Raw genomic sequence first — 11,055 nt, forward strand, 5'->3', positions numbered from 1 at the left:
AAGGGTATATGATCAGTGAGGTGATTGGTGAGATGAACGCTGGTTACAATAGGTCTGGCAATGCTGAAGGGATTGTTTTCTCAAACGTCGATCGACTACAAATTGAATAAATCGTAGTCTGTGTTGAGCTGTGAGGAACGCACCAATTTTTATGCAAAATGCGCTTATTTGAACCTACGCATCTCTTGGGGTTTGGCGAAGCGTCCGGGGGGGGATGTGAACTAGGCGACGCTGACGGCGATCGGGGTCTGAAAGCAGTTCGTTGAGTAGGGGTGTTTCGACGGGGCCGGGACAGAGGGCATTGACGCGAATGTTTTGGCGGGCGAACTCGATCGCTATCTCGCGGGTCAGAGAAAGAACGCCGCCTTTGCTGGCTGTGTAGGCGATTTGGGGGGTGGCTGCTCCCATGAGGGCGACAAAAGATGCGGTGTTGATGATTGAACCGCCGCCTGCTCTCTGTAAGGCTGGAATTCCATATTTGCAGCCGAGAAATACGCCTTTGAGGTTGACGTTCAGGGTTAGATCCCACACGTCTTCTTCGGTTTCTAAAACAGAGCCGTCTTGAGGGTGAAAAATGCCAGCATTGTTGAAGAGAATGTTTAATCGTCCGTAGTGGGCTTCGGCGGTGGCGATCATTTCCTGGACATCGGCGGCTTTGGAGACATCCGATCGCACTGATTTTGCTTCGCCGCCTGTGGCTTTGATCAGGGTAGCGGTTTCGGCTGCGGAGGTTTCGTTGAGGTCGCAAACGACGACGGCGGCTCCTTGTTGAGCAAATAACAGCGCTGATTCGCGACCAATGCCAGGCTGCGACTTCTGTCCAGGGTTCTCCGGTGGCTGGATCGATGAGACGGGTGGTTTTGTGGGAGGTTGCGGGAGTACGATCGCCGCCAATCAAAAGGAGTTCCATAAGCGATGAGCGTTGAGGAAAGAAGTGTTTTGAATTGGATCGTTAAAGGCTTTGGCAAAACGGGCTATCGGGTCACAGTGTCTTCTATTTCTAAAGCGTTTGCAGATGGCTAGAACACAACTCCGATCGTCATTCTCAGCTTGTCCGATCGTCGATTTCTAAATTCTTGTGATGAGTCCGTCTCGTTGACACGATGGGAAATAGCATCGCTCACATTTGTCTAATTCAAGACTTGAGTTGGGACTCATAATAAGTCTCAGATAAGAATGTGAGATAACCAATTCCAGTTGTGCTGAAGGTAGATCGAGGTCAAATCGTCTGTCTCTTATATCTAATCTGAGACTTAATATTGGACTTATAGCGAGTCTCATATGAGATACTAGAGACAAACAAATTTTAGTTACAAAAGGTCAAGTCGAGCTTGTACTCAATTGGTTTGAATGGAATAAACAGAACTGGGTTATTTCCGATCGCTTCACCAACGTTTGGTCTGCCTGAATGAAAAATTTATCTCGCTTGTCTAGTATGAGACTTAAACCTGGACTCAAGGCGAATCTCAAATGAGACCTTAGAGACAAAAGATTTTAGAGCGGAAATTGAGAAAAGTGCGGGGTGATTTGCAGCGATCGCTGACCTTCTAATCTCAAAAAAATTAAAGCGATGGATTGGTTAGCCCCTGATAGAGTGTGTTGAGTGAGGCTGAATGTTGAAGGGAGCGATCGCACTTGACCCATCCTTTTCAAGGAAAAGTTTCCAGTATCAAGGAATCTCACCTTGAAAAACAGCCTTAATTTTTAGTCCAATTTTAGTCCAAGCTAAATTCTTAGCAAAATTTGAATTCGTGGAAGTGCCTGTAGGAGCCAGGTTTGAGAAGATTAAGTGTGATTGAACTCTTGCGTAACCCGCAGAAGTTCCACCCTCAAAGCCTCCTCTTATTAACCTCTTCAAATACGCTACTTTTGGACAGCTTTAGAGTAGTGAATCCATCAAGGTCATGACGTGAATAGCTCCTTCTGACAAGTTGGGAAGCCCACTTTTACGCACCTGATGTTCGAGCAAACCTTTGAGAGCGATGAGTTTTAGACTATTTTCGGCCAGAGTTTGCGCGATCGCGTCTGCTGCCGGAAGATACCCAATTGCTCCCAAGTCTGCCAGTGCCGATCGACGAAGCTGTAAATCTGCCCCTTTGAGCGCCGTGACCAACCGATCGCCATACTGATTTTCATGAGTCAATTGGTAAAGGGCCCGAGCCGCCGAATAGCGAACGCGATCAACAGAATGTTCTAGAAAGGGATGAATGAGAGGAATTGCTTCGATCGCGCCCAGTGTCCCCAATGCTTCCAAAATTGCGTCATAGGGTTGCGGATAGTCAGGTCTAACCGGGGAAGCCTCCGTCCCCAAAATTTCATTCTTGAGCAACTGAATCAAAGTTGGAATACTGCGCCCATCACCCAACATTTCTAACGATTGTGCAGCGGCTTCTCGAACATAAAAATCAGTAGAAGCCAAACTTTGAATTAAGGCAGAAACGGCGCGTTGGTCACCCAATTTTCCTAAAGCTCTCGCTGCATTGCGTCTCAGGGGATAGCCTCCTGCCTCGGTGCGATCGGCTTCATCTTCTAGCGCCTCTATCAAAGCTTCTACCGCTCCTGGCTCCTCCACCCGAAACTTACCCAACCACCAGGCCGCATAAACGCGCAAACCCAGGTCAGGCGATCGCAAGTTAATAACAGCTTGAGCGGGGGTTAGTTGTTCGCCAGGAGGAATGTCAGACATACAAACAATGAAGGTGGACTGTGAAAGGATTTTAGCGTGAATTTGAGCTTGAACCTTGAACTCTAGACTTTGGACAAGAAAGCTCGCGGTTTCAAAATGAAGGAGAGCTGTGAGGGCTAGGTTTCCTTTCGAGTAAGCATAACAACTGGGGCTATGGAAGGTTTGGAAACAGTGGAGACGCACTGCCCCGATCGCGCTTCTTAGCTTTGGTTGCCGTGAGTTCGCTCCGAATCCGTTCTAGCAAAACTGATGCAGGTTCATCATTTGGGTCTTGCGGCACAAGTTCACCCTGAAAGGCTTTCTCTGGCAATGCAGGAGTGAGGCGATCGACCTGGGCATGCGGTCTAATTGCACTACTAAGTGATTGCACTCTAACACTCACCGATCTTCGACAAAGCTTCGGCATCCGACTCAATCCCAGTGATCCCTTCTTTTTTCATAGTCGTCGTGAAATTGGTCGTTATTTCTCCGTTGCTCGACCTTGCAGGCTTCTATCAGCCCCCTTTTCTCATCAAAACTGAAGTCAGCACTACACTGGAAATTGAGGACGACCCCAATATTTCACCGATTCAAGGCAAAGTCGCTATCCCACATAACTTCTGACGACAACTATGCGACCCATCACTCTTCAACTTCCCCCCAAACTCTTAGCCCAAGCAATCGCAGGCAATCCCGAAAACCTGCAATCCTTTCTCATTCAAGCGATCGAACACGAAATCGAACGCCATCAACCTCCTACACCCAAATCAAATTTCTGGGAAAGTGTCGAACGCCTCCGCGCCGAGATGCAGGCAGAAGGCATCGAGATCAATCCTGATGAAATTTGGGGTAGTTTGCGCGATCGCTGATCTCATCACAGATAGCATTCCTAACTTTAGAAAACGAGTTGACATCATGACACTTGCTATTCCAATCAAAGAGATCGAACTTGCCCCTGGCAGCACAGTCAGCATTCACAACCTCTCTTGGCAAGACTTTGAAACGCTCCTTGCTGAACTAGGTGAGAAGCGCAACACCCGCATCGCCTACTATCAAGGCACTCTAGAAATCATGTCCCCGCTAGCTCTTCACGAACGCCCTCACCGCATCATTGCCGACATCATCAAAGTGCTTCTAGACATTCAGGGACGCGACTGGGAAGATTTCGGCTCCACCACCCTTAAGCGTCCCGAAGTCGCAGGCGTTGAACCCGATACCTGTCTCTACATTCAAAACGTCGATCAAGTTAGAGGCTGCACTAATCTAGACTTAGATAGTTACCCACCGCCCGACCTTGCGATCGAATCCGATGTCACCTCAATTACAACCGTCAAAGCTTATCAAGCCATGCGCGTTCCTGAAATTTGGATCTACCGCAATCAAACGCTAAAAATCAACCTGCTCGACGGAAACAGCTACATTGAATCTTCCAACAGCCTCACCTTTCCCGATTTGCCCATCACAATGCTCATCCCGCAACTCGTACAACGCGCAATCGATCAGGGAACCAGCCAAATGCTTCGAGACCTCAGAACTCAAGTTCGTCAGCCTAACCAACAATGAGCAACTTTCACGGTAAAGATGACTCCGCACCCTACTTCTCTGACTCGATCGGAGATTCAAACTGTGCTACCAAGTTTTGAGTTTAACGAGAAGAATACCTGGCGATTAATGTTAGCGTGAATTCGACAAAGGTTTTCCGCTTCGTTACTCAACGCTTCTGCCCCCCAACCCCCCAATTTTGGGGGACTTTCGGGCAAGATCTCTGGTTCAAAGTCCCTCACTCGTGGGGGATTCAGGGGGCGTTCCCGGATCTGAAAGCGAAGCGAAGCGTTCATCGAATTGGCGTTAATGTTAGCTTCGCAAGAGCAGTCGGAGGGCATCTATGATTCGTGCAGGAAGTCTAGCGATCGAGTGCAAATCACCTGGAATCGAAGTTGAACTGGGTTTGAGCATAGTATTGAGCAAATTCTTTGTAAGTCGTCGCGGGATGATGTCTTAGGTCGGAAACAGTACTAGTTACCGCAGACCCCGCACCTCGCCTCCAAGCCGCAAATAGCTCTAACTCAGCGTCCAGATACCATTCTGGTTCTCCATTTGCGAGTCGAGCAGCTTTCAGGTCTGCGGGTAGAAGATCAACATATTGGACAGTCCGCCCCAGTGCTTCTGCAAAAATATCCGCAATCTCGTCGAAGGCGATCGCTTGCTCACCCGTCAATACATAGCTCTGGTTTTCATGTCCTGATTCTGTTAGACAGACTGCTGCGACCGCTGCCACATCCCGCGCATCTACATGAGAGATTTTGGTGTTGCCAACGCAATTATAGATACAGCCAGTTTGGGCAATTGTTTGAGAAAACCAACGCATATTTTGCATCAACATATTTGGACGAAGGTGTGTCCAGGCAATGCCTGACTGTTCTAAATGTTCTTCAATCTGACGATGCCATTGCTGAAAGGTACTAGAGATTTCGCCTGCTCCCATCACAGAAAGTTTGACAATCTGCCGGATGCCTGCCCGTTTTGCCGCATCAATGAATGCACACTCAAGCTCGACTTGATTTAACAGATTAGGCAACACCAAAAATGCGGTTTCGATGTCTTGCAAAGCTGCATTCAAGGTTTCGGGTTGGGATAGGTCACCGATCGCGAGTTCTATTCCTGATTCAACAAGATTTGAGGCTTTTTGCGGGTCGCGCACCAATCCTCGAATGGTAATGTTGTGTTTGAGCAAAGCCTGAACGACTTCACCGCCAATATTTCCGGTTGCGCCAGTGACTAAGATCGTCATCAAAGTTCTCCTCTAAGTCAGGAAATTTTTAGAATGAGTGCTGCTTAAGAATGCTGCCTATCGTTGCAACATCTGTGATCCAGGCATCTCCCGCAAATTCAAGGCTGGCTAAAGACCGTTGAGCCGCGACTTCATCACCCGCTCCGCACGCATCTCTCACAATGATTGGAATAAAACCGAGATCAGATCCGTGGCGGACAGTAGGTTCAATCCCAACTTCCATAGCAATGCCCACGATCATCACTGCATTGATGCCACAATCTCGCAGCGCCAGACTCAAAAATGTGCTCTCAAAGGCTGACATCGTGATTTTGTCAAAGATGACTTCAGACGGCTGGGGTGAGAGTTCTGGAATCAGTTGGAATCCTGGCGCATCTCTAAGAAACCAGGGCTTGACTTCTTGAACATGAGTGACACGCTGCCATGCCATCGCCGATCGCAGTTGAGACACTCCTGCTGCCTCAATGGGTAACGACAAATGACGGCTAAAAAAGATGCGAATTCCAGCCGCGCGAGCTGCATTTAACACAGTAAGCACCTGAGTAGTAATGCTTTGTGCGCGTTCTTGAGGAAGTTGATTGAGAATGCCGATTTGCATGTCATAGACCAGCAAAGCGACTCGCTGAGGATGACACGCTTCTTGCAGCGTTTGCGGAATGTTTAGCCCAAAAATCTGTTCCATACTGACTCTTTTTATCAGTTTTCAGCATCAGTTCTGTTCTTCGTTAGCAGTATAAGATCGCTCCATCAGGATGACTAGACTGCTAATATGAAACACATTGTTTCTTGGGTGGAACAATCTTGCCGATGCCAGACCTGAATGCTGTATCTATTTTTGTCAAAGTTGTGGAATGTCGTAGCTTTTCCCAAGCGGCGCGAGAATTAGGACTACCCAAAGCAACCGTGAGCCGCAAAGTCGCTGTGCTAGAAGCAAGTTTGGGGATAGAACTCATCCATCGCACGACTCGCAAGCTGTATTTGACAGAAGCTGGAAACCTTTATTTTCAACGCTGTCGCAATGCTTTAAGTGAAATTGTAGAGGCAGATCAAGCCATTGCCTCATTACAGGTTAAGCCGCAGGGAACCTTGAGAATTACGGCTCCTTTGATCTTTGGAATGACCGTTTTGGGCGAGTGGGTAGCTGAATTTTTGCAGCAGTATGATCAGGTTGAGATTGAGGTCTTGCTGAGTAATCAGAGCCTTGATCTCAAGACTGAGGGCCTCGATGTTGCTTTTCGGTGGCAGGCTGATCTGAGTGAATCTTTTCAGGAAGTCCAAAAGGCGGTAAAGCAGGTTGCTTATTGGGTTTGTGCCAGCCCAAATTATTTACAGCAGTTTGGAGAGCCGAAAGTTCCACAAGATTTAATCCAACATTGCTGTCTGGTGTTGTCTTCTCGATCGCAGCCTAATCATGCAGACTGGCAATTCATCAACTCAAGCAAAACGATTGAAACCGTGAAAGTGTCAGGAAAATTGGTGGTCAATGATTTAATTTTGGCAAGACAGGCAGCGATCGCCGGAGCAGGAATTGCATACTTGCCAGAAACCATTCTGATAGAAGCACTAGAAGCAGGCAAGCTCACCCGAATTCTGCCGACATGGAGAGCAAAGGAAAAAACGCTCTATGTTACTTGTCCCAACTCCCTTTATCTATCCTCAAAAGTTCGTGCTTTTCTAGATTTTGTTGCAGGAAAGTCCCTTGAGTGAATTGTCTGAGTGAATTGTCTCGGCTCAGTCGCGATCGTGCCTAACATTTCTTCCTCAAACTCTTTTCTTCCTCAAACTCTTTGTTGCAACAGTGGGATTCTTGAAGATCTTGCAGACATTGAGCAAACTCGATTGCGCTTTATCGCAAACTTAACGGCGCGTCTCCACAACCTGATTTGACTGACAAACGCAGTGCGCGATCGAAAGGATTCGCCTATTGTAGGAAGATAGCTTGTTCCCACGAAGTTGCACGTTGAACTGCACTAGTCCCCGCTTGTCGCTGACCATGACCCAAATCCCTCAGACAGAGAAACAAACTTTTTTAGTGGTGGATGACCATGCCCTTGTGTTAGGTGGCACCCTTGGCATCTTAAAGCAGGAGTATCCAGAGGCGGAAATCTTCACCGCTTCGACCGCGCAGGAAGCTCTACGGCAGGTCGAACAAACTCACCCTGATCTGGTGATTGTAGATCTAGTCATGCCAGACACGATCGGAGACATTGCCCAGGCAAACTCCGGACTTCAACTGCTCAAAACTTTAATGGGACAATATCCCCATCTGAACCTTGTGGTACAAAGCGCCCACGTTCGGACACTGGTCTGGCTCAAACCATCGATCGACAGTCACCTGGGCGGATTCACGGTCGTTGATAAAAGCCAACCCGCGAAGGATATGCTAACAATGGTCGATTGGGCACTACGAGAGCGAACCTATACGCCCAAAGAAATCCGCAACGGCGTACAACTTAAACCGGGTTGGATGCAGGTACTACAGTTGGCATTTCAGGAAGGCTTGCAAGATACCGCGATCGCCAAACGCATGAATGTCTCAGAACGAACAGTGCAATACTATTGGACAAAGATTCGAGATGTGTTGGAGGTATATCCACATGACAATAAGAACCTGAGAATTCAAACCGAGTTGCGGGCACGAGAAGAAGGACTTCTGGATTAAGAATTCTAAATTGGGTTCAAATACATGTCCAAGCTCTTTGGTGAAATCAAAACTGAGGCAAGCTATTGGTGGCGAGGAGTGCTACCAGGGCTTGTGGTGATCGTTGGGGTAATCCTGGCTCGGCTAACAGGGTCGCTTCAGTTTTTGGAACTAGTCACGTTGGACAAATTTCTCCGGCTGCGTCCACCCGAACCGCAAGACGATCGCATTGTGATTGTGGGCATCACTGAGGAAGACATTCAGCGCACTCGCACCTACCCGATTCCTGATCGCGTCCTTGCCGATGTCATCCAGCGATTACAAACTTACCAACCCAGGGCGATCGGACTGGATATTGTGCGAGATGTGCCCGTCGAACCCGGTCATGCCGCATTATCATCGGTGTTTCGCACCCACAAAAACGTGATTGGAGTCGAGATCGCTCTGCCCGATCGCAGTGGTTTCACTGTCGCACCGCCGCCTACTCTACCCTCCGAACAAGTAGGCTTTGCCGATGCTGTATTAGATGCCGATGGCTTTCAGCGCCGTAGTTTGTTGGGCACTCATAACTTACAGCAAGACTATCGCTTTTCCTTCACCATTCGCCTTGCAGAGCAATATCTTGCTGCCCAGGGAATTGAGCTAGAGAATGGAATGCGTGACCCCGATGCCATGCGATTGGGTCAAGTTGAACTAACGAGAGTGCAGCCCAATTTTGGCGGATATGTCAACACCGATGCAGGCGGCAATCAGATTATGCTCAATGTTCGCAGTGGAGCAACGCCGTTTCGGGTATTGTCTCTTGCCCAGATTCAGTCGGGAGTCAATCGAGAGTGGCTGCGGGGCAAGATTGTGCTTGTGGGTGTGATGTCTTTGAGTGCCAAAGATCTCGCAAGTTCGGGTGCGTTGAGCGCAGAGCGCAACTCCGAAGGAACCGCAGGTATCAATCCAGGGCGAGTTTACGGGGTTGAAATGCAAGCCCATGCAATCAGTCAAATCCTCAGTGCAGTGCTGGATCAGCGACCGCTACTTCAGGTTTGGGCGACGGGATGGGAACTAGGGTGGATTGTGGCATGGGGATTGTTAGGCATGAGTCTAGGACGGCTATTGCGATTCGCTCCGCGAAGCTCCGAAGGATCGCCCTGGAAAATCCTTTTTGGGCTAATCATTCTCTGTAGTAGTTTGATTGGAATCAGCTACGGGCTAATTATTTTAGGGTGGTGGGTGCCGATCGTTCCAGTATTGCTAATTCTGGTGCTCAATGGAACTGGCTTAACCGCAGCCCTGGTTTACCATCGTGAACAAGAACTGCAACTGCGACTGGAGGAGCGTCAGTTTGTGATCGAACAGACCTTTAATGCCATTCATAGCGGCCCCTTGCAAACGTTGGTTCAGATTCTCAGAACGGCTCAATCTCAAGAAACACCACCACCCTTTCTGCCAGACTTGCAGCGCTTGAGCCAGGAACTACGAGCGATTTATGGCTCAGTGCAGCGAGAGACAATTGATACCAAGCCTCACTTGCAGTTAGGAAGCGCGATCGAACTTGCCCTACAAGCTCCGCTGCATGAGTTGCTCTACAAAGTCTACTGCAACACCTTAGAACAAGAACTCCCTCACCTCAAACCACTCAAATCCAAAATTGTCCAATTCGATCCGCTGAACACTCGCAACCTGCGACTAGAACACAAACGAGGACTGTGCCGCTTTCTCGAAGAGGCCCTCTACAACGTGGGAAAACATGCGACAGGAGCCACTCGCCTCACCGTTATTTGTACCCAACAAGAAAACCAGCAGATCATTCGAGTCATCGATAATGGAATGAATCATTCCAGTGATCTGGATGTATCAGAATCCCCCAAACCCCCAACTTCGGGACTGGGAACCCAACTAGCAAACAATCTGGCAAAGCAACTTAGTGGGAAGTTTCGGCGCTACCCAAACCAACCAAGAGGAACGGTGTGTGAGTTAGTATGGTCAGCTAACCACAGGTGGTTTTGGTAATGACCCAGACATTGCACTTTCCCGCAATCAAAGCTTACAGGTAGTCTCTTGGTCAGCTTGTCCATTTCCACCTATTGTAGAAAGTAATCATAGAGAACTTTACGCTATGACTAACTCGCTGAGAACTCGAACTCATGCCCTGATAGCTAGTTTTGTGTTTGGTCTGTTGCTCTGGGTTGCGCCAGCAGCCATCGCAAAATATCGTCCCCCTAAAACGCCTTCCACACCCAAGGGGACTGGCACGAATACCACTCGTGGAGGTAGTTGTGATTCTAGTGGAAATCCGCGCAGTGAACGCCGCCCAGAGGTTGGATTGACTCCACTCGCACCGCTCAGTCATATTGGGCAAACGACTTCTCAGCATCCTACCTTTGTCTGGTTTGTGCCCGATCGCCAGTCCTACCCGCTGCAATTTCGACTGTTTACAGCGACGGGTCAAAGGCTCCATACCACTGAGATGCAGAGTCAGCCTGGAATTATGCAGGTTTCGTTGCCTCAAACTCAGCCAGGGTTGGCGACTGGACAATCTTATGTCTGGCAAGTCGTCTTAGTGTGCAACCCAAAAGCACCCTCGATGAGTGTGGTGGCAACGGCAGAGATTGCAGTCATCAAACCCAGTGCTGCCCTGCAAACTCAACTCACGACGACTCAAACGCCTCAACAGCGGATCAACCTGTATGCTGAGTCAGGTCTGTGGTATGACGCGCTGGCAGAAGCCCGCACAAATCCTCAAAATCAGGTGGCCATCTCAGATCTGCTAAATTCGCTTGCAAGTTCGGAAGCGCAAACCTGGAAGGAGTGGAGCGATCAACTAAAGCAGATTGAAGCAACCCTTACACTATCTGCAAAGCAGCGCAAACAGCAATGACCCTTACCAGATCTGCGCCTGATTAGAGCTTCTTCTGGTACAGCTTCATCACCTCTGAAACGGGTAGTCTTGACAGCGCTCCCAGG

At 48.8% G+C, this 11,055-nt stretch carries 13 protein-coding genes; 7 read left to right on the forward strand and 6 right to left on the reverse strand.

Annotation, left to right across the window (positions count from 1 at the left end):
- Positions 1-174: 174 nt before the first annotated feature.
- The 4 genes from ACJ2PR_RS08760 to ACJ2PR_RS08775 form a co-directional block, all read right to left on the reverse strand.
- A complete protein-coding gene (locus tag ACJ2PR_RS08760; RefSeq protein WP_446876743.1) occupies positions 175-894 on the reverse strand; it encodes an SDR family oxidoreductase in 720 nt (239 codons plus the stop codon).
- A gap of 600 nt (positions 895-1,494) precedes the next feature.
- Positions 1,495-1,653 carry a hypothetical protein gene (locus ACJ2PR_RS08765; RefSeq protein ID WP_446876744.1) on the reverse strand — a complete coding sequence of 53 codons (159 nt, stop codon included), beginning with the start codon at positions 1,651-1,653 and terminating at the stop codon, positions 1,495-1,497.
- Positions 1,654-1,879: 226 nt separating this feature from the next.
- Positions 1,880-2,686, reverse strand: coding sequence for a HEAT repeat domain-containing protein (locus tag ACJ2PR_RS08770; RefSeq protein WP_446876745.1), 807 nt, complete (start codon positions 2,684-2,686; stop codon positions 1,880-1,882).
- 151 nt (positions 2,687-2,837) lie between these two features.
- Positions 2,838-3,056, reverse strand: coding sequence for a hypothetical protein (locus ACJ2PR_RS08775; RefSeq protein WP_446876746.1), 219 nt, complete (start codon positions 3,054-3,056; stop codon positions 2,838-2,840).
- 77 nt (positions 3,057-3,133) lie between these two features.
- Here ACJ2PR_RS08775 and ACJ2PR_RS08780 point away from each other — a divergent pair, with 77 nt between their 5' ends.
- Genes ACJ2PR_RS08780 through ACJ2PR_RS08790 form a run of 3 tightly spaced genes read left to right on the forward strand, consistent with a single transcriptional unit; the run spans position 3,134 to position 4,228 of the window.
- Entirely contained in the window at positions 3,134-3,289 is a 156-nt protein-coding gene (locus tag ACJ2PR_RS08780) for a hypothetical protein (protein WP_446859243.1), read from the forward strand.
- Between the two features lie 8 nt (positions 3,290-3,297).
- A complete protein-coding gene (locus ACJ2PR_RS08785; RefSeq protein WP_446876747.1) occupies positions 3,298-3,534 on the forward strand; it encodes a hypothetical protein in 237 nt (78 codons plus the stop codon).
- 46 nt (positions 3,535-3,580) lie between these two features.
- Entirely contained in the window at positions 3,581-4,228 is a 648-nt protein-coding gene (locus tag ACJ2PR_RS08790) for a Uma2 family endonuclease (protein WP_446876748.1), read from the forward strand.
- Positions 4,229-4,586: 358 nt separating this feature from the next.
- Here ACJ2PR_RS08790 and ACJ2PR_RS08795 read toward each other — a convergent pair whose 3' ends face one another.
- Both ACJ2PR_RS08795 and ACJ2PR_RS08800 read right to left on the reverse strand, forming a co-directional pair.
- Positions 4,587-5,456, reverse strand: coding sequence for an SDR family oxidoreductase (locus ACJ2PR_RS08795; RefSeq protein WP_446876749.1), 870 nt, complete (start codon positions 5,454-5,456; stop codon positions 4,587-4,589).
- A gap of 28 nt (positions 5,457-5,484) precedes the next feature.
- Positions 5,485-6,138 carry a cysteine hydrolase gene (locus ACJ2PR_RS08800; RefSeq protein ID WP_446869495.1) on the reverse strand — a complete coding sequence of 218 codons (654 nt, stop codon included), beginning with the start codon at positions 6,136-6,138 and terminating at the stop codon, positions 5,485-5,487.
- 125 nt (positions 6,139-6,263) lie between these two features.
- Here ACJ2PR_RS08800 and ACJ2PR_RS08805 point away from each other — a divergent pair, with 125 nt between their 5' ends.
- The 4 genes from ACJ2PR_RS08805 to ACJ2PR_RS08820 all read left to right on the forward strand — a co-directional run bounded on the left by ACJ2PR_RS08805 (position 6,264) and on the right by ACJ2PR_RS08820 (position 10,969).
- Positions 6,264-7,163, forward strand: coding sequence for a LysR substrate-binding domain-containing protein (locus ACJ2PR_RS08805; RefSeq protein ID WP_446876750.1), 900 nt, complete (start codon positions 6,264-6,266; stop codon positions 7,161-7,163).
- A gap of 286 nt (positions 7,164-7,449) precedes the next feature.
- Positions 7,450-8,118: a response regulator gene (locus tag ACJ2PR_RS08810; RefSeq protein WP_446876751.1), complete on the forward strand. Its 669-nt coding sequence runs from the start codon at positions 7,450-7,452 to the stop codon at positions 8,116-8,118.
- A gap of 24 nt (positions 8,119-8,142) precedes the next feature.
- Positions 8,143-10,101 (forward strand): CHASE2 domain-containing protein, encoded by a 1,959-nt coding sequence (locus tag ACJ2PR_RS08815; RefSeq protein ID WP_446876752.1) that lies wholly within the window; start codon positions 8,143-8,145, stop codon positions 10,099-10,101.
- 106 nt (positions 10,102-10,207) lie between these two features.
- Positions 10,208-10,969 carry a DUF928 domain-containing protein gene (locus ACJ2PR_RS08820; protein ID WP_446876753.1) on the forward strand — a complete coding sequence of 254 codons (762 nt, stop codon included), beginning with the start codon at positions 10,208-10,210 and terminating at the stop codon, positions 10,967-10,969.
- Positions 10,970-11,055: the final 86 nt, after the last annotated feature.

The sequence above is a fragment of the Phormidesmis sp. 146-33 genome, from assembly GCF_052939515.1.

Bases quoted from the DNA above. Each gene is read 5' to 3' on its own strand.
- ACJ2PR_RS08770 (WP_446876745.1), bottom strand. From the start codon at position 2,686: ATGTCTGACATTCCTCCTGGCGAACAACTAACCCCCGCTCAAGCTGTT.
- ACJ2PR_RS08785 (WP_446876747.1), top strand. From the start codon at position 3,298: ATGCGACCCATCACTCTTCAACTTCCCCCCAAACTCTTAGCCCAAGCA.
- ACJ2PR_RS08790 (WP_446876748.1), top strand. From the start codon at position 3,581: ATGACACTTGCTATTCCAATCAAAGAGATCGAACTTGCCCCTGGCAGC.
- ACJ2PR_RS08795 (WP_446876749.1), bottom strand. From the start codon at position 5,456: ATGACGATCTTAGTCACTGGCGCAACCGGAAATATTGGCGGTGAAGTC.
- ACJ2PR_RS08800 (WP_446869495.1), bottom strand. From the start codon at position 6,138: ATGGAACAGATTTTTGGGCTAAACATTCCGCAAACGCTGCAAGAAGCG.
- ACJ2PR_RS08805 (WP_446876750.1), top strand. From the start codon at position 6,264: ATGCCAGACCTGAATGCTGTATCTATTTTTGTCAAAGTTGTGGAATGT.
- ACJ2PR_RS08810 (WP_446876751.1), top strand. From the start codon at position 7,450: ATGACCCAAATCCCTCAGACAGAGAAACAAACTTTTTTAGTGGTGGAT.
- ACJ2PR_RS08815 (WP_446876752.1), top strand. From the start codon at position 8,143: ATGTCCAAGCTCTTTGGTGAAATCAAAACTGAGGCAAGCTATTGGTGG.
- ACJ2PR_RS08820 (WP_446876753.1), top strand. From the start codon at position 10,208: ATGACTAACTCGCTGAGAACTCGAACTCATGCCCTGATAGCTAGTTTT.